We start from the raw sequence: 18,384 nt of genomic DNA, 5'->3' as shown, positions 1-18,384 counted from the left end.
GCAGGCAACATGCAGGACCAAACATCGACATCGCCGCTCCAGGGTGTGCGGGTGCTGGATTTTTCCACAATGCTGGCTGGGCCCTATTGTGCACGGCTGCTGGCGGACGTCGGCGCCGAAGTGATCAAAATCGAGCCACCGGAAGGCGACGAGATGCGCCTGCGCGCGCCGGTGCGTGACGGCCACAGTGCCTATTTCGGCCAGCTCAATGCCGGCAAGCGCAGTATCGCGCTCGACCTGAAATCGCCGGAAGCGATCAAGCTCGTGCATCGCATGGTCGAAAACACCGACATCCTGGTCGAGAATTTTCGACCCGGTGTGATGGAGCGGCTGGGTCTCGGATATGAGGCGTTGCAAAAGATCAATCCGAGACTGATTTACTGCTCGATCTCCGGCTACGGCCAGACCGGTCCACAGGCCGAGCGCGCCGCCTATGCGATGATCGTCCATGCCGAGAGCGGCTTCGATCGCGCGTTGATGCGGTATGCCGGTGACCGCGACCGGCCGGCCGCAGGGGCGGTGTTCGTCGCCGACATTCTCGGCGGCATTTTCGGCTTCTCTGCAATTCAGACGGCAATGGTGCAGCGCGCGCGCACCGGCGAAGGGCAGCGCGTCGATGTCGCCCTGATGGACTGCATGCTGAACCTTTTGGTGTACGAGCTGCAGGAAGCGCAATTCTCCAGGCCGATGCCGCGGCCGACTTACGGGCCCGTGTGCGCCAGCGACGGCGACATCCTGATCGCGCCGGTGTCGGCGCGCAACTTCGCAGCACTTCGCGACCTGACCGGCCTGCCGGAGCTTTCATCCGATCCGCGGTTCGCATCGGTGCCGGCGCGCGGCGCGAACTGGACCGCGATGATGCAGGTCATCGAAAAATGGACCGTGCAACGCACGATGGACGAATGCCTTGCCATGCTCGAACGCGCCGGCATTCCGAGCGCGCGCTTTCGTGACCCGGCCGAGGCGCTGGGCGATCCCGATCTTGCCGATCGCGGCACATTCGCGCCGATCGCCGACGCCGCCGGCGAATTCAAGGGCGTCAACGCCCCGTGGCGGATGTCGGGCGCGCGTAGCGCGATCGGGCGGGAAATTCCCTCGATCGGATCCCACCGCGATGATGTTCTCACGCGCCTGCTCGAACTCTCCCCCGATGAGATTGCAACTGTAGCCGCCTCCGGCGCATTCGGGAAGCTTGCGGTGACGGCAACGAAATGACGCCCGGTCCGGGAGCGATCGGTTCGAGAGATCAGGAACAACGGCTTGTAAGGAGTATCGACGTGAAGCGATCTGATTTTCTGGCTTTTGCATTCGGGGTCATGATGCTTGCTGGACCAGCGGCGGCAGACAACTATCCATCGCGGCCGATCCGGCTCATCGTGCCATATCCCGCCGGCGGCTCGACGGACATCATGGCGCGCGCGCTACAGGAACCGATGGCGAAGATTCTCGGCCAACCGCTCATCATCGACAATCGCGGCGGCGCAGCGGGCACAACCGGCGCCAATGAAGCCGCACGCGCGGATGCGGATGGCTACACGCTGCTATTTGCGAACAACGGCCCGATCTCAATTGCTCCGTTGTTGCAAAAAGGGGTCGATTTCGATCCGCTGAAGAGCTTTGCGCCGGTCTCGCTAGTCTCCAAGGCGCCGTTGGTCTTGGTTGCGAACGAAAAGGTGCCGGTGAGCGATGTCGCCGGCCTGATCGCTTACGCCAAGGCGCAGAGTAAGCCCATGCTGTATGCGACGGCTGGGCCCGGTTCGCTCGGACATCTGAGTACGGAGCGCTTCCTCAATCAGGCCGGGTTGCAAATGGTCCACGTTCCCTATCGTGGCCAGGCGCCGACCACGCTCGCGATCTTCACAAGCGAGGTCGATATTTTGCTCACCACCACGTCCGACACGCTGAATGAGCATATCCGCTCCGGCAAGGTCAGGCTGATCGGTGTTTCGTCGCCTGGAACCTCTTCGGTTGCCCCGGGTGCCGCGCCCATCGGCAATGTTCTAAAAGGGTATTCGGTCGAAACGTGGTTCGGGCTTCTTGCTCCGGCCGGCACACCGCCTCAGATCATCGACAAGCTCAACGCCGCAATCAGTGCGACGCTGGCTGCGCCGCAGTTGCGCGATCGCTTCCTGGGCTATGGCGTGGAAGCCACGGCCAGTACCCCCGCCGAACTATCGGCCATCATTGCGGCGGAGATTCCCTCGTGGCGCAGGGTAATTGAGGAGCGCAATGTCAAGACCGAGTAATTGTCAGCGGATCCTGATGAGCCGCTTGCCGGTATTCTCGCCGCGATAAAGCCTCCCGATCGCGCCAGGCGCGTGTTCGATGCCTTGCAGTATGTCTTCGGAATAGCGCAAGTCTGCTTCAGCGAAGCGACGGCGGCCTGCAGTTTTTTGGCTGGATAGATCAATGTTCCCGTCAATTGCCGAATGACCGCTGTTGGCGCGAAGCGCGCATTCGTTGCAAGCAATCATGAACGCGTCACGAATGGCACGATGGCGAGAAGTTCATCTCGCCGCCCGATCAAAAGAAAAAGGCCGGCGGGCATTACGCCGCCGACCTTGTCTTGCAACTGCCGGCTCGCAGGTCCGGTTCCGTTGCTTTGCATTCCGTCTTGCTGGATCGATTGGTAGCGCCGGGGCGCCGTCTGACGCCATTGCACGCAGGTATGGTTCGTCCGTACCGAGGTAGGCTTCCACTACGCAATTGGAATGGAGCCGGCTATCAGTTGGTTTAGGGCGCGTGTGCGATCGTACTCTTCAGCCCGCAATTACGCGCGCTTCCTTCGTCATGGCGGGGCATAGCCGTTTGTAGGACGGCGTCGCTTCCGCTCGCCTATGCCCGGCCGTTCAAGTCTTTCTTACTTGAGGGAAGCCAAGATTGCTTAAGGGAAGCCAAGACGTGGATGCCCGGCACAAGGCCGGGTATGGCGACGTTCGGTATAAGGCGCCATTTCATTGATTTCTTTTTGAGTTAGACTCAAACGTCGTTCATTGCGCCAAATTATAAACAATAAGGCAGCAGGCCACCAATTAGACGCCAGGTGCAAAAGAGCGTACCGTCTTCATCGGCGATTGGCGCAGCCGTTCGCTGGAAAACAATATGCGGGAGGGACCGATGGCTTCGATGATTATCCATCACAGTGTCCGTGACTACGCAGCATGGCGTCCGGGCTATGACGCCCACGAATCGAGCAGGGTCGCGGCTGGAATCACTGACGCCCGCGTCTACCGCAACGCGGAAGACCCCAACGACATTGTAATCGTAGCCAATGTGGCGGACCTGGCCAAAGCGCGCGCCTGGACGGGGAGTGATGATTTGAAGACTGCGATGCAAAAGGCCGGTGTGCTGGGAGCGCCCACAATTCATTTGATCGGTTGATACACTCGTCAGGCCTTGTCGAGATCGGTTAACTTTGGTTGACGATGCCTGATGCCTGCATTCAGCCTTCTCTAACGTCCGGAAACCGCTCCTAGCTGCGGCCGAATCCCTGCGCCTCGAACGGTTAACCCTCGGCAAACACCTTGTACGTCGTTCAGGTTGTTACGTGGGCCGCCGCCAAGTTGCCTCATTAGATCGGAGAATTTGCACCGGCACTATCCTGGCCGGAGAAGCATCATGCTGAGAATGGTGTTGCTGGGCCTCCTCATCCCATTGGGTGTAGGCGTACTGGCGGCAATGGAACTCAGAACTCCACCGCGCACTGCAGCAGCGGTCGTTCAGCCCCTTGCCGAGACAACCGTAGGCATTTCCGATTCACATGGTGCGTTGGCGAAGGCTGATCGGCTTGAAACTTATGCGAACAGCGAGACGCCGGCGCAGCCTACTCTGGTCAACGAACGCATTCCTCCTTCGGAAGCCACCACCATCGGGTCTTCGAAGGCCCCGAGGATTATCAACCGCCATCGGCACGATCCCAAATCCTAGAGCTCGATCTGCTCGGCGATGTGTAGAGCATCGTCTACTTCAATCCCGAGATAACGGACGGTGCTCTCCAGCTTTGTATGGCCGAGGAGGAGCTGGACAGCACGAAGGTTGCCGGTCTTGCGATAGATTTGAGTGACCTTCGTCCGCCGCATCGAATGGGTACCATAGAAGATTGTTTCCAAACGATGCTATCAACCCAGCGATGCACCAGCCGGGCATATTGTCGGGTGGATAGGTGAGGGCGTGCATGAAGTCGGCTTGGAAAGAGATATCGAGTGCCGGTCGCTCGGAGGGTTCGTAACCAAACTTCAAGGGAGGCCTTCGTCTGATCCGTAATTTCGAATTGCACTGGTCGGCCCGTTTTCTTTTGAACGACTGTCGCTCGATCCCGGATCCTCGTACCCGAACATACTTCGTCGACACGAAGTTTGACTAAATCGCAGGCGCGAAGTTTGCTATCTATCGCCAAATTAAAGAGTGCAAGGTCGCGCCACATGCGTGCGATCTCGAGCCGAACGCGAATGGACCAAACGTGTTTGGGTTGGAGGGGCTTTTTCTGGCCGACGAGCAATCCCTTATTCCAAGGTCGTGAATGGTCCAGGCCGACAGGGCGAACAAGCATGGCGGATCCTCCGCCAACCCGCCCGCCGCGTCGCTCAGTGGCGAGCGTAACATGATAGCGATAAAGTACGTCCTGATCTCTATCGAGTGACCATTCTTGACGGACCGCTATTGGCGGATTGTGTTGAAAAACTCGACTGTTGAAGCCGAAGGAGATCACTGATTCATTCCTCTTACCGGATGGAGATTTGAATCGATGATGGGTCCTCGGCAGGTCGAACCGGCGGCACTGTTTTACGAGTTCTCACTTGAGCGACATGTTCCGGCGGGCCACTTGCTGAGGTCGATTGATCGCTTTGTCGATTTGTCAGAGGTTCGGGGCCATCTGGCGCCTTTTTATAGCTCGACCGGCCGGCCTTCGATTGATCCCGAACTGCTGGTTCGGATGTTGCTGGTTGGCTACTGCTACGGCATTCGCTCCGAACGGCGGTTGTGCGAGGAGGTACACCTGAACCTCGCCTACCGCTGGTTCTGCCGACTCGGCCTCGATGGCGAGGTGCCGGACCACTCGACCTTCTCCAAGAATAGGCATGGCCGCTTCCGCGATTGCGATCTGTTGCGCAAGCTGTTCGAGACCGTGGTCCGACGCTGCATGGCAGAGAGGCTGGTTGATGGTACGGCCTTTGCTGTCGATGCCAGCCTGATTGCTGCCGATGCCAACAAGCAGCGCTCTGCTGCCGGATCTGATGATGTCGACTGGAAGGCCGTTGCGAGGACGCGCCGATCCGTCCGGGAATATCTCGATACCCTGGATGAGGCTGCCTGGGGCGCAGCCAGCGAGACGGTACCGAATTTCATCTCCAGGTCGGATCCGGCCGCCCAATGGACCGGCGCTCACAAAGGGCATGCCTTCTTTGCCTACGCCGACAACTACCTGATCGACCTGAAGGCGGCGATTATCGTCGATGTTGAGGCGACGCGAGCTATCCGGCAGGCCGAGGTCGGTGCGGCACGCACAATGATTGAACGGACCGAAGATTGCCTCGGGCTCTGTCCCGAGCGTCTGGCCGCCGACAGTGCTTACGGCTCAGCCGAGATGCAGGGGTGGCTGGTCAACGAGCGCGCGATCGAGCCGCACATTCCGGTGTTCGACAAGTCGGCCCGCGACGATGGGACGTTCTCGCGGGAAGACTTCGCCCACAATCAGGAAGCCGATCTTTACGTCTGTCCAGCCGGCAAGGCGCTGACCTCTACCGGAACTCTGGTGAACGATGGGGCAACACTGCTCTATCGCGCCAGCAAATATGACTGCGATGCCTGCGAACTCAAGTCGCGTTGTTGCCCGAAGATGCCCGCCCGCAAGGTCCCGCGTTCAATTTACGAGAACGCCCGAGACGTCGCGCGCGATATCGCCAAGACAGAGGCCTACGTGACGTCGCGGCGTGAACGGAAGAAGATCGAGATGCTGTTCGCACATCTCAAGCGCATTCTGCGCCTCGACCGACTCAGGCTGAGAGGTCCGTTTGGTGCTCAAGACGAGTTCCTCCTCGCTGCCACCGTCCAGAACCTCCGAAAGCTGGCAAAGCTGATCCCGCTGCCCGCCCCGATGCCGGCCTGAGAGCAAACAAACTCACGCACGCCCTGTTTCCTGCCAACGTCCCCAAACAGTTGCCCCGCAGACTTCTTCAACACAATCGGCGCAGAGCGGGCATTGACACTTGTTTCACCACGGCCATTTCCTTGCGATCTGCACAAAGATTGAGATATTCGAGTATTGTTCTTCAAATGACCCGTCGTTGGTTGGTTCTCGCGGACGATCTCACTGGGGCTGCCGACTGCGCCATCGCTCTCGGCCGGCGCGGGCTGGCGGCAGTCGTGATTTGGGGTCACATAAGAAGCGCCCGAAGTCGTCAGGAGCCCATTCTAGCCTACGACACCGCAAGTCGGGGTCTTTCGGCCTATGCCGCCGCCGCCCGTCATAGAGATGTGCTGGCGAGCCAGCCAGGGTCGGGACGCCTTCTCTTCAAGAAGATTGACTCTACCTTGCGGGGACAGCCTGCAGCGGAGATTGCGGCGACACTTGAATGTCTGGGATCACGATCGGGTTCGGCATTTGGAGTGCTTGCAGCCGCCTTTCCGGCGACCGGTCGCACGACGAGGGGCGGTCGCATCCTGGTCAATGGTCGTACGCTTGAGGAAACAGACCTCTGGCGACGCGACCATACTTATCCCAGTGCCGATCTTGTTGACGTTCTCGCGACCGCGGGCGTTCGCAGCGAGAAGGTCACACTTGCCGCCGTCCGTAATGGCGAACTGAAAACCATTCTGGCCAGCTTAGCCAACGTAGGCGATGTTATCGCTATTTGCGACGCGGAAACCGAGCACGACCTGCACCTGATCGCAGAGGCGGGCCTGTATGCGTCGCCAGCGAGCGTCTTCATCGGCAGTGCAGGTCTGGCGCATGCGCTCGCTCGCCTCGACGTCGCCGAGAGCGTTGAGCCATTGCGCATTCCGACCAGCAAATTCGGTACATTGACCGTCGTCGGCTCGCTCGCCGACGCTTCGAGGTCTGCCGCGCTTCGTTTGAACGCAACCGGAACTGTGGTTCACTTCCCGATCGAGCCGGAAACATTGCGTAATAATAATGCCGACCGTGCCAAAATCGCTACAAACGTCAAGGAATGTCTCGCCGAAGGCGGCGATGTCCTCGTCGAGATCTTGATGAATGAGTTTCCCGACATGTCGCTTGGCCCCGAGCTCGTCACGAGCCTGGCCGAGACTCTTGAAATTGCGGTACCCGTCATCGGTGCTTTTGCCGCGACAGGCGGCGAAACCGCGGCGGCACTCCTGTCGCGGTTCGGTGTCAACGGTATCCGTCTCGCTGAAGAGATCGAGCCTGGCGTGGCGCTCGGGCTGACTATTGGCTCATTGTCGGTCCCGATCTCCACCAAAGCGGGTGCATTTGGAGACGAGCACAGCCTTATCCGGATTAATGAGCGCCTTCGCGCCGTTCGAACCAGAGGAAGCTTAATATGATCCGTCCGACGATTGCGATCACCATGGGAGATCCTGCCGGGATCGGGCCCGAAGTGATTATGAAGGCGTTGGCAAATCCGGAAACACGCGCGATCTGCAATGCGCTGGTGGTCGGTGACGCCAACCGCTTGCGTAAGGCTGGCAAAATAATCGGCGAACGGCTTGAAATCGCTGCGTTGCGCGAAGCCGACGATGCAGATTTCGATTCGGGCCTCGTGCAATGCCTAGATTTGAACCTCGTGCCGGACGACTTGCCGTTTGGCAAGATGTCTGCAGCTGCGGGAGAGGCAGCTTATCGCTTTATCGAAAAAGCCGTTCAGGTAGTACAAGCAGGATCCGCACAGGCCATCTGTACGGCGCCGCTTTCCAAGGAGGCGCTGCATGCGGCTGGACATAAATATCCGGGCCACACCGAACTGCTGGCGCATCTCACGGGTACGCCGGAGGTCTCAATGATGCTCGTGTCACCCAGGCTTCGGGTCATTCATGTCACCACCCATATCGGTCTGTTGGATGCAATCGAGAAGATCGAGCCCGGCCTCGTCGAAAGGGTCATCGTCCGTGGGCATGAGGTGTTGGTTCGCGCCGGCCTCACCAATCCAAAGATCGGCGTTTGCGCCATCAACCCGCATGCCGGAGAAAACGGGCTATTCGGCCGAGGTGAGGAGGCAACGAAAATCACGCCCGCCATTGAGGCCTGTCAACGCCGAGGTTGGGATGTGCGAGGCCCGTTACCTGCGGACACACTTTTTTTCCTGGCTGGCCGCGGCGATTACGACATGGTCGTTGCGATGTATCATGATCAGGGCCATGGCCCGATCAAGGTGCTGGGGCTGGAGGCCGGCGTGAACATCACGGTCGGCTTGCCGGTGATCCGCACCTCGGTCGATCATGGTACGGCCTTCGATATTGCGGGCAAGGGCGTTGCTGACGAGCGCAGTCTGATTGAGGCGTTGCGGCAGGCCGCCGAGCTTGCGCCGAAACGCGATTCAGCGGCCAGTAAGGTTTGAATCATTCATTTGTGCGGGCTTCGCCGGGATCTAAGGCCAGCCATTGAATCGCCCAGCGCAAGTATGAGATTTTTGATCAGCGCAGGGATCGCAGGCCCGGATCCTGCTGCTCCTACAGTGCGACTGCCTGAAGACCGCTTTTGGCGGATATTGTTGCAAAAGTCTTTTTGGGAGACGTACGAAATTTTTTAGAGCCGCTGATGCGTTTTACGAGCGGCGACGTGAGGGACCATATCGTTTCATCCAAAATCGACCAGGGATCTCCGTAGTAGCGTTGAAAAGCAACACAGCGGCGGAGAAGTCCAAAGATCAACTTTCGTGAGATTTTCCGGGTCGCTCGATTTCGACTTTTGCGACAATATCTGCCAACACCGGTTTGGCCCTCCGCCGATCACTTCCGGTCTACCTCGATGAGCAGACATTCTCGGAGTCCGTCGGCATGTTTCAAAGGGGCCACAAACGGAAGCAACTGGTTGCGTAAACGTGGTCCGCTTCGCGTCCAGTGTCCGACCATCGCTTTACGGGATCTGTTCTGATCCTCTCCATCTGTTGCTCGATCACGTCCATGTGGGACGCTGGATCAAAAGCGAACCGTACATGGTCCAAACCGACACCGAGATTAATCGGGCAGGGCGCCCGAGTCGGTGAATCATAAGTTAATTTTTCGGCAAATTTCGTCGCTCGGGGAGCTCGCGACTCAGCCTAAGACACCTCATCGCACGAAAAGGCGGGTATTTGCAGATGCCAAATTCGAATGACGTCGCCAGCAACGAGACGTGTTGGGAGCGCGCCCTGTCCCTGCTTGTCGTGGGTGCCAGCATGTTGGGCGGAAGCGCTGTGTTGCTCATACAGGCGCTACCGCCAATACTTCACGGGATTCCATAGAGGCGGAAACGGGTTCTGAGTGACACACGAGCCAAGTTGAGCTGCGAAGGAGTGTCGAATGAAACGTCCAATATGAAGATTTGCCTGAGACATAAGCTATTTGGGTCGGAGCGCTACACCCGCTCGATCCAACTATGCCGGTGACCCAGCGCTTTCTCGTCAGCCTCAGGCTGGAGTTTTCTCCGTCGTATACGCCGCAAGCTATTTTGGGGCTGAGTATCACGAAACCAAGCCCTGACAGGCGTTTCCATCTGTTCCGGCGCCCGTTACCATCGGTGTCAAAAAAGACGACCGGTGGAAGGGAGCGATGGAATTTGGTTTGCTCCATAAGTTTCAGAAATCTCAGGACACGAGCGAAGCAGGAGCCTTCGCAATCCCTCGCGCTAGTCGACGCCGCCGAGCAGTGGGGCTCGACGCCATGTGGCTTGCGGAGCTGCCGACCTAGTTCAGCCCAGGCTGGGCTTGAAGAGTACCTATAGGCGCGAAATGCACCCCGGGCTCTGCCCATCTCTGCAAGTTATTGAAGTTGCTAACATCTTCTCCGCCCTCCGAGCGCACCACCGAAATCGTTGATATTTCTTGGATTTCGATGCAATCCGATGCAGTCATTTCACAACGAAATTTGGCGATGCATCCTGTCCAGGGGCGCGTAATTTTGTCCGTGGAACAGCCCTTTTGAGCGTTCCGGGTTCGTTGATCTTTCTCTAATTGGAATCGGCCCGGATCGGACGCTGCTTCAACGCTTCCACAACCACCTGAAATAGACAAACAGCATCGCGCCGGCGACCACGGCGCCGCCGGGCCTGAGCGCGAGCGTGAGCATCACCGCCAGCAGGATCACCATCGCCGTGACGTACCACGGCTGTCTCTTTTTGGGTGCCGTCGCTGCTCCCGCCGGGGGAGCCGCCTGCGGGCCGGCAGCGCGCGGTGTGCCCCATGGCGATGGGGGAACGTTGGGCGGGCGGGACAGGCCGGGCGTTGCGGCGCGCGCTTGTGCGGCCCGCTTCTTTTCTTCCTGTCGCGCCAGCGCAACCAACACCGGGTCCGGCGCTGGCGGCAGCTGCTCTGCGGGATTCCATTGCCGGCCGGGCGGCGTCTGGCCGGCAGCCGCGGCCTTGCGGAATGCGGCGCGGGTCGGGTGCCGTTCGGAGCGGGTGGGCGCGTACTGCGCGGCGAGGCGCTGCGCTCGCTGCAGCAAGGGCGTGCCACTCCCTGGATCGACCATCATGGCGAAATGGCCGAAGCCGAGCAGCGACCGGATCACGTCCTTGCCGGGGCCGAAGTGCTTGCCATCAGGCCCGTGGCGCTCGACCTGCTGCAGCACGGCGCGGTAACGGCGCAGCAGGTCGCGCGGCACGGTCACGGCCTCATTCACGGTGAGCCCGGTGACCTCCTGGCGCGTCGACCTGCGCATCACGCGCGTCTTGTCCGGATGGACCTTGAACCCTTCGGCCTCGACAATGCCGTGCACGGCCTTGAGCAAGGTGCCGATCTTTTTCACCGCTTCGCCGGAGCAAGAGAAGGTCAGATCGTCGGCATAGCGGCTATAGACAAAGCCGAGCGTGCGGGCGAGCCCCATGAGGCGTCGATCGAGCCTGCGGCAGATCAGGTTTCGGACAGCGCGATGCGCGGAGCCTCGCTCCGCAGTTCCTCGCTGAGCTTCAGCGCCTGGCGCGAACCGGGCACCCAGACGCGGTCGTTATAGACGCGGCTGCGACGGTACATCGCGGTCGCCAGCTCGAACTGCCGTGCCGTTGCAGCGAACAGCGGACCGTCGTCGGTGAGATCGGCATATTTGAACAGGCGCCGCAGCACCTGAACATAGGGCGGGCGTGGACTCATCGCGCGCACGGCCGCGAGCAGCGTCTTGCGCGCCGCGCTGTCGGCGAGCGCGTGGTGGGCAAGAGCGATGAGGAACTGATTGCCGAAGCCCGGATGTGCTGAACTCGCCGCCAGCAAGGCCTGCAGCAGCCCCGCGCCGTCGCCGTTCGTCAGCGCCATCTCGATGTCGCGTGTCGCCGCAGTGTCCGTGGTTCGCGGTAACGACAGGCGCGGCGGCGGTCGCCGCGCGCCCATCAGTTCGCTGGCGAGGGCATAGGCCGCGTAGTCGCGTGGCACCAAGCTGACATTGACGTCGGCGCAGCTGCGTAGCAGATCGACGGCGTTCGCACGGCCGCAGCGCGCCAGCGCATACACGAGGCTGTAACTTGCATTCGCCGCGCCGATCTTCTCTGCGATGGCGGCGAGTTGAGGATAGGCAGGGGCCAGCCGGATCACGCCGAGGCGCCAGAACAGGCGGTCGCGTTCCTTGTCGGGCCACGCACTACGCGCACAGATCGCGAGCTTTTTGAGTAGCTCCGTGTCGCGTCCGTCGGCAGCGGCACCTGTGTCGAGAACCGTCAGCGGTGGTGCGTCACCGTCGACGCGGCGATAACCGTCGTTGATCTTGGACACCACGACGCTGTCAAACAGCTTTTCGGCGTTCGAGCGGGTAACCGGAGACGAAGTCTTCGTTCCATCCCTTAGCGACGTGCCGCGACGGCCATATCTAAAATTGACGAGATAGCGTGCGTCGACGTCGCGTTCGAGATCGACCAGATCGACTTCATAGAGTTTGTCTGAACGGCCCTCCTTCATCCAGAGGCGAACGGAACGGACGACTTGCATGGACGACTCTGGAATGGCGGGCGGCCAACATGGCAAGCCGGGCGTGCCGCGTCAATGGCGGTTGGTGCAACGGAATATAGCGATGCTGCAGGTTGCAAGCTGCGGAATGGCGACGCCGTTGGCCCATCGGCGATTTGCATTGCGCCGATATTGGCGGAAAAGCCAACATCGAGCGCGCCTCACTCAAGCGAGCCGATCCGTGGGGCGCACCAGCCCGAAAAGCACCCATAGCCGCACACCGCACTTAACGTCTTTACCCATCTGAATAACGTATTGAAATTGCAAACATCATCTCCGTCCTCCGAGCGCACCAAAGCATAAGCCATTGATACAAAAAAACGTTTTCGCGGTCGTTCTATTCCCGCGTTGTTACCCGCAGCGAATTCTGGAATGCTCTTCCACTAGCTCGTCACTGCGGCAAGGACACCAGCAGCCAAGCGCCCGCGGCCACACATGCAATGCCGGCAGCACGCGCGATCCATCGTCCGACCGGCGTAAGTTTCTCCAAAAGGACAAGCAGCGCCAAAAGCGCAATCCAAAGCACGTTCATCGCCCCGCCTACGAACAAGAGCGCCATCAAAACCCAGCAGCAGCCGACACAATAGCCTCCGTGTCGAAGCCCCAGCAGCAGGCAGCCTCGCAGGTGGTTCTGAAAGCCGCCGTGGCGCATCAGGAACAGAAACGGCGACTGGCATTGGGCGAGACAAACGTCCTTGAGCGGTGTCCATTGATAGACCCCCGCCGCGATCAGTACGATTGCGCCGAGAAGGTTGCTGGCGATCGCCATCTGGGAATCCAGCAACGCTGTCCGCTCGATCACCCATTGGAGAAAGGTGGCTGCCAGCGAAAAGCCGCTCCAGGCGAGGAGATAACCGGCCGCAAACCAGCCGGTCGCGGCGAACGGCTTGCCCTGCGCTTTCCACTGTCGACCCACCCGGGCGTACATGAGGATCATGGGCGCTGCCGAGGGCGCCATCATTCCGACCATCATCACCGCCCACATCAGGAACACATACGCGAACTCGATCGCTCGCCATGGCTCGTTGGCCGGCAACATGATTCCGATCCCGGCCGGGATCATGCGGAGCCCGGTCATGTCCATGCCGCCCATGTCCATGTCGTTGGCGAGCCAGAGCACATAGCTCCATGCCAGCGCGACAATGATGCCGATCGCACCGCCGACGATCCAGCGATCGCGCCGAAGCACGGTTTCCAGGGTGCTGTCGGTCATTTGCGATTGACGTTGCCGGCCTTGTCGCAAGGCGCCGGTATCAGGAGTTGCATCAGGCCTGGTTCGACCAGCGGATCGGCGCATAGAGGCCGTTCTTGCCGGAATTATCCCAGCGCATGCCATGATCGCTAAACGTATTGCCGGGAGCGCCGACGGCCATCACCATGTTGTCGGGGCTGACCGGATGGCCGATGTTCGCCCACATCTCGCCGCTCGGATGCATGGTCGGCAAAGGATCGACGGACATGTGCAGAATGCCCGGGATTTCCGCGGACCGCGTCTTGCCGTCGATTCGGAATGTGATCGGGACCTTGCGCACCCCGAGGTTCTTGGTGATCAGCGGTGTGAACGCGGCCATCGGACCACCGGCGGCGCCGGTGAAGATCGCAGCTAGCGCCTCGGTCTGCGCATCGTCGGCGCGCTGATCGATATAGGCGGCCACCGACCAATCTCCGTCTGCCATCACTCCAGGTGCGTGGAGGATAACCAGGACATTGAGTCCATCGAGCGCGATGTCGCCATAGCGGCCGCTGTCGACGTGGAAGATCAGCGGTACGTTGCAGAAGCCCTCGGTCGGTCGCGCGGTCAACGGCGGAGCCGACGATACGAGGCAGGGACACACGATGCTGCAACTGCAATTCTCGAAATAGTCACCGGAAAGGTGCCATTGGACGTCCGCCATCGCTCTCTCCCGCTAGGCCGAACCCGATAGGTTGCTTTCGAATGAACTACGTGTAGTTGAAAATTACGCTGCGCGGGGAAGTACCGCAAGCCGATTCCACTATCGAAATACGCCGAGGAAAGGCGAGGTGGACGTTCTTCGGATTTCAAAGATGCGCAGCCGCACTCGGCGAAGCGGGAACGATTTCCATCTTTGAAATCACTCAGTTTTTTCTGACGTTGCTGCGCAGGACACGCCGTTCTCGTCGACTCCGGTATTTGGGAGCGCGCATAAATGGTCGCGCTGATCAGGTCCAGACCTGAAGGCGGCTGGTGAAACTCTGCAGCGTAAACAGTCCCTGGGCGGTGGCCAGGGCTGCAGAAGGGATGTCGTTTTCGCGGCTTGCGATGGTGCGTAAAAATAGCTGAGCAAGCGGGGGCAGCGAAGCAAGCTGATAGGTCTTCGCCAGCGGAGCCTTGTTATCGGGCGAAATAGATGTTTCCTCGCCTATCCTCTCTCCATAGAGTCTCACGCGTCCCGTACCCGCTCACGGTTGCTTGTTCGGGGAACGAGTTGCGAGCGGGACTTGAAAGGTCCTGAATCGCGTGAGTTCAGGAAAGCTGTCCGCGGCGCTGGCAGAGACTAGCCCGACGATCGCGGCCGCAACTTCCTTGCTGATCAGCCGATTGATCGCAGTGGTTTGACCTTTGCTCAGTTGGACTTCGAGCGCGCCCGCCGCCGCCATCGCTGTCCTGACGCGGCTGATAGACGACTCGGAATATCTATCGTCGATCGCAATTGTCTTGCCGGCCAGGTCGGAAACCGACTTGACGTCGGGACCCGCCACGAGGACGGCCACGAGCGCGTCCAGCGACGCATCCAATGTCGGGACAGACATTCCCTCTGCGACCGCAGCGGCGGCCGCCACCTGCTCCTCCGTCGTTCGGGTCCGCGGAACGTCGGTCGTTGTCTGCGGATCGGCGGTAATTGAGCGTGTCGCTTGGGAAGCGCGAGGCGCTTCGGAAGCGCGAGCAGCTTGGGAAGCGCGAGGCGCTTGGGAAGCGACGGCATTGCCCGTCGTCTGCTGGTTCGCTTGCGGAGAAGGAATCGGTATGGGAACGGTAGCAGCTTTTGCCGCGATCTTGATTGGCTTGGGTGTCGGACAGGCGACGTGGTCCGCGTGCGATCGGGGCGGGCTGTCGTCGCGCCAGGCGATGTCGGACACTGGTTTCGCTCTGACAGAGTCGCTGTCATATGATGCAGATTCAATCGGCACATGAACCGCGGTCAGGCAGGCCAATGGATTCAGGCCAACGCATGAAGGCTGTGCTGATTGTTGGCTACTGCAACCGACCAACGTAGTAGCCAGCGCGCAAATAAAAAGCGTCCTCAATCGATCCTCCAAAAGAGGTTGAGTGCGGCCCGCAATTCTTGCGGCTTGAATGACGTTGCGCTGGAATGTCGATCAATGATGCAAAACTGTTAAACGCGCATTAAGCGTAGGCCGCGCGCGGCCTGATGCGCCGGCATGGTTAATGCGTGGGTCAGTGCGGCTTCCGGTGAAAGCGCCTCGACGCCATCTCAGCGCTCGTATTCACACGTTCGCCTTCTCGTTGCTTCCTTCGATGCAGGATTCCGCCACGAATCGGTCGCTATGTTCACGCGATGGGGGTTGTTCATCGAGTGATGGAGAATGGCCTATGGCGAGTATCGAACGACTTCACAGAACTGCGCCGCTGGATTTAGCCAAGCTTGAAGAAGACGTCGTCGGGAACCTTCCCGCGATCAGGGCGGCGCCATCGGGAACGATGCCAGACTATGTCGAGCATGAAGAGGGCGTCACGCGCGTCGGCGCGCTCACTGCCGAGGCTGTGGTACGCGACTATGAAGCCGCCGCAAGGGAAATCGAAGCCATGGGAGCAGAGCTGATCAGCGCGGCGAAGAAATGCGAGGCGATGACCGCCGAAGTGCATAACGCCATTGCGTTCATGCGCGATACCGCAGCCTCGTATCGAGAGGAAGCCAAAAAGATCTTCAAGCGCATCGAAGAATGCGCGATCTTTACCGAGCAGGTTCGGAAGACCTGCGAGAGCGTTAAACTCAAGATGATCGAAAGCAAAGTATAGCGGCCGTGGGATATCCGGAACATCGATCGGGTCTGTTTTTCTAATAGCGTGTGTGAATTGCGGTACAGGCTGGCGCCGCGAATCAGCTTAGTTTGTAGTCTTCTCCCTAGACTTACACCCGCCGCAAATGGCGGGTCCTCTTTTGCGGTATCCCGACAGTCAGAATAGCCTCACAGCGGTCCTGTGGTGGCTGGTCAGGCAGGTCCGCACTCGTTTGTAACAGCTTCGTATAGTTGGTGATCCGATACCCTCCAAGCGCACCACAACGTTGCAGTTCGGGTCCAATACAATCGGTTCTGCGAGGTGTTCGCGTGTCCGCAATGCCACGGTGCGCGAATCGTTTGCCGCAGGGGTGCGGGTTGTTGCCCCTACTGTCGCACCGTTCGCGTAAACTGAGCGCGCCCGCCGGCTGTTGATTCCCGCCGGCTTCGCCGCCGTGCGGCGCTTCCAGGAAGTTCGACACTACCAAGACCACCCGGAGCATCTTCATGCTGTTTCTGAGCTACGCCTATCGATTCCTCTCCAACTTCGTGTTTCTGGCCCTGGTCTATTTCGCTCTGAATTTCCTCGAAAAGTACCAGCACCGGGTGCTCGTCGCGGTTCTCGTGCTGGTCTATGCGGGCATGCATGCGGCGTCGGCGCTGCGCTCGTTTCACTTCTTTCAGCGCATCGAACGGCTGGAACTGGAGGCGCGCCGTCTGGTGGCGGCGCTGGGCGAGGGGCCGAATTCGACCTCGACGCGCAAGCAGATCATCACCGAGGTCGGTGGGCTGCGCCATGCCGGCGAGATCAAGGCCTATATCGACCTGCTGTTCCTCGCCATCGTCATCCTGCTCTGCATCGCCAAGATCGTGACGAACTGAGCCCTTGCCCCGATTGCGAGCTCAGGAAAACGCTTCAAAATAAATTAGGTGGCGGTCCTGATCCATTCGATCAGAACCCGCCGATCAGCGCTTCTTCAAACCGGCGACCCGAACCGATCGCCCATTCCTTTTGGCTTGTGCCGCCGGCTTGGGCGCGGTCGCGCCGGCGCTTTGCGGCGACGGCTCCGCGTGTCCGGTGGGTGCCGGCGGCTGGGCCGCGGTTGTGTGGCCGTGGCGGCGGGATTTGCCGGCGAGCTTTGCCGAGGAGACTTCCGTTGAACGCGCCTGCGCAGTCGATGCCGCCCGGCGCGCGGACGCGGCCAGCAGGGTCATGCTCGCTGATTCCGGAATTTTGAAAATGCTTCGGGCCGGAACCGGCAGCGCGGCCAGCGTTCCGGCTGGCGGCAACGTCGTTTGCCGCGGCCACAGCGCGACCTGTGGCAGGGGCACGCTGCGCCCGCGCCGCATGGCGCGTACGCCAAGATCGGTCGTGTGCCAATCGAGATCGGACAAGGCCGGGACGGGGAGTGTAGGGCCGGCTAAAGCGAATTTCGGGACCTTCGGCCAGCGCGATGTCGCCACCGTCTCCGAGGGCGGATGCAACAGCCATTGCTGCGGCTCGGTCGGCGTTGCCGGCCGATCGGGCGTCGCCGGCACCACATGGACGATGCGATAGCCGCGCGCCTTCATTTCGCGCAAAATCCTCGGCAGTGCCGTGACCGTGCGCGGCTGAATGTCGTGCAGCAACAGGATGCCTTTGCCCTTTCGCTCCAGCCGCTGCATCGCGAGCTCATAGACGCGATTGGCGGAGACGTCGCGCCAGTCGTCGGCCGGGAAATCGGCACTCCAGAGCTGAAGCCCCTTGGACGCGGCGAACTCCTCGATCTCGTCGGTGCGTCGAAGACCGGGAATGCGCAGGAATGGCGCTGGCGCGGTGCCGTCGCCGAGCGCCGCTGTCACCGACGCGATGCCCCGTTCGATCTCCTGTTTGGAGCGGTCGAACGGCAGGCGATCCATGCCGCCCGGATGATTTTGGGTGTGGGTGGCCACCGTGTGGCCGGCATCGCGCACCTTGCGCACGCCTTGCGGATTGGCGTGGGCCTGGCTTCCGACCAGGAAGAAGGTCGCCTTGGCGCAATGCGCGGCGAGAATGTCGAGGATCTCGTTGCTGTATTTCGGCAGCGGACCGTCATCGAAGGTCAGCACTACCTCACGATCTGCGAGCGGCAGCGTCTTGGCATATTGCATGGTACCGATGATGGGATGGGCGCGCGGGTCGACCACGATCGTGCGCGATGTTCCGATGGCGTCGGGATGGCCTGGGCAATCGGCGGCCGACGCAGCCTGCGCGGCAATTGAAGTTAGCAGGCCCACGCACAAGGCGGTCCAAGGACGCCGCCGAAGCTCCCCAACTACG

16 protein-coding genes and 1 pseudogene are annotated in these 18,384 nt (G+C 60.3%); 9 read left to right on the top strand and 8 right to left on the bottom strand.

The annotated features are described in order from the left end of the window. Positions 1-9 precede the first annotated feature (9 nt). From KIP88_RS26210 to KIP88_RS26195, 4 genes are all read left to right on the top strand, one after another. The gene (locus KIP88_RS26210; protein WP_214490951.1) at positions 10-1,215 is read left to right on the top strand and encodes a CaiB/BaiF CoA-transferase family protein; all 1,206 of its coding nucleotides are present in this window, start codon (positions 10-12) and stop codon (positions 1,213-1,215) included. Positions 1,216-1,277: 62 nt separating this feature from the next. Continuing rightward, positions 1,278-2,246, top strand: a complete 969-nt coding sequence (locus KIP88_RS26205; protein ID WP_214490950.1) for a tripartite tricarboxylate transporter substrate binding protein — start codon at positions 1,278-1,280, stop codon at positions 2,244-2,246. A gap of 871 nt (positions 2,247-3,117) precedes the next feature. Next, complete coding sequence (locus KIP88_RS26200; RefSeq protein ID WP_214490948.1) at positions 3,118-3,381, top strand: antibiotic biosynthesis monooxygenase; 264 nt, start codon at positions 3,118-3,120, stop codon at positions 3,379-3,381. Positions 3,382-3,618: 237 nt separating this feature from the next. Continuing rightward, the gene (locus tag KIP88_RS26195; protein WP_214490942.1) at positions 3,619-3,927 is read left to right on the top strand and encodes a hypothetical protein; all 309 of its coding nucleotides are present in this window, start codon (positions 3,619-3,621) and stop codon (positions 3,925-3,927) included. Here KIP88_RS26195 and KIP88_RS26190 read toward each other — a convergent pair. Further along, positions 3,924-4,549 (bottom strand): annotated as a pseudogene (locus KIP88_RS26190) (tyrosine-type recombinase/integrase). The gene KIP88_RS26195 and the pseudogene KIP88_RS26190 sit on opposite strands and share 4 nt — an antisense overlap. A 195-nt stretch (positions 4,550-4,744) precedes the next feature. Here KIP88_RS26190 and KIP88_RS26185 point away from each other — a divergent pair. From KIP88_RS26185 to pdxA, 3 genes are all read left to right on the top strand, one after another. Then, positions 4,745-6,106, top strand: coding sequence for an IS1182 family transposase (locus tag KIP88_RS26185; RefSeq protein ID WP_214490941.1), 1,362 nt, complete (start codon positions 4,745-4,747; stop codon positions 6,104-6,106). 167 nt (positions 6,107-6,273) lie between these two features. After that, complete coding sequence (locus KIP88_RS26180; protein ID WP_214490939.1) at positions 6,274-7,524, top strand: four-carbon acid sugar kinase family protein; 1,251 nt, start codon at positions 6,274-6,276, stop codon at positions 7,522-7,524. Continuing rightward, the gene (gene pdxA / locus KIP88_RS26175; protein ID WP_214490938.1) at positions 7,521-8,534 is read left to right on the top strand and encodes a 4-hydroxythreonine-4-phosphate dehydrogenase PdxA; all 1,014 of its coding nucleotides are present in this window, start codon (positions 7,521-7,523) and stop codon (positions 8,532-8,534) included. The genes KIP88_RS26180 and pdxA overlap by 4 nt, the downstream gene beginning before the upstream one ends. Before the next feature lie 1,621 nt (positions 8,535-10,155). Here pdxA and KIP88_RS26170 read toward each other — a convergent pair. The 6 genes from KIP88_RS26170 to KIP88_RS26145 form a co-directional block, all read right to left on the bottom strand. After that, positions 10,156-10,998 (bottom strand): hypothetical protein, encoded by an 843-nt coding sequence (locus KIP88_RS26170; RefSeq protein WP_214490936.1) that lies wholly within the window; start codon positions 10,996-10,998, stop codon positions 10,156-10,158. Positions 10,999-11,024: 26 nt separating this feature from the next. Further along, a complete protein-coding gene (locus KIP88_RS26165; protein WP_214490934.1) occupies positions 11,025-12,086 on the bottom strand; it encodes a hypothetical protein in 1,062 nt (353 codons plus the stop codon). Positions 12,087-12,495: 409 nt separating this feature from the next. After that, positions 12,496-13,317, bottom strand: coding sequence for a DUF2182 domain-containing protein (locus KIP88_RS26160; protein ID WP_214490932.1), 822 nt, complete (start codon positions 13,315-13,317; stop codon positions 12,496-12,498). A gap of 52 nt (positions 13,318-13,369) precedes the next feature. Beyond that, positions 13,370-13,999 (bottom strand): DUF1326 domain-containing protein, encoded by a 630-nt coding sequence (locus KIP88_RS26155; protein WP_214490926.1) that lies wholly within the window; start codon positions 13,997-13,999, stop codon positions 13,370-13,372. A 286-nt stretch (positions 14,000-14,285) separates the two neighbouring features. After that, positions 14,286-14,510, bottom strand: coding sequence for a hypothetical protein (locus KIP88_RS26150; RefSeq protein WP_214490924.1), 225 nt, complete (start codon positions 14,508-14,510; stop codon positions 14,286-14,288). A gap of 15 nt (positions 14,511-14,525) precedes the next feature. Continuing rightward, entirely contained in the window at positions 14,526-14,906 is a 381-nt protein-coding gene (locus KIP88_RS26145) for a hypothetical protein (RefSeq protein ID WP_308163641.1), read from the bottom strand. A 772-nt stretch (positions 14,907-15,678) separates the two neighbouring features. Between KIP88_RS26145 and KIP88_RS26140 the strand changes: the two genes are divergently transcribed. Continuing rightward, complete coding sequence (locus KIP88_RS26140) at positions 15,679-16,104, top strand: hypothetical protein (protein WP_214490922.1); 426 nt, start codon at positions 15,679-15,681, stop codon at positions 16,102-16,104. A gap of 488 nt (positions 16,105-16,592) precedes the next feature. Beyond that, complete coding sequence (locus KIP88_RS26135; protein WP_214490919.1) at positions 16,593-16,967, top strand: hypothetical protein; 375 nt, start codon at positions 16,593-16,595, stop codon at positions 16,965-16,967. An 84-nt stretch (positions 16,968-17,051) separates the two neighbouring features. On the opposite strand, the gene KIP88_RS26130 is transcribed toward KIP88_RS26135, so the two are convergent. Then, the coding region (locus tag KIP88_RS26130) for a polysaccharide deacetylase family protein (RefSeq protein WP_214490918.1) at positions 17,052-18,384 on the bottom strand (1,333 nt) is incomplete at its 5' end.

Source organism: Bradyrhizobium sp. SRL28, assembly GCF_018596315.1.
In the GTDB taxonomy this organism is placed as follows: Bacteria; Pseudomonadota; Alphaproteobacteria; order Rhizobiales; family Xanthobacteraceae; genus Bradyrhizobium.
The sequence above is the reverse complement of the archived record's forward strand: the minus strand, read 5'-3'. Positions and strand labels throughout refer to the sequence as shown.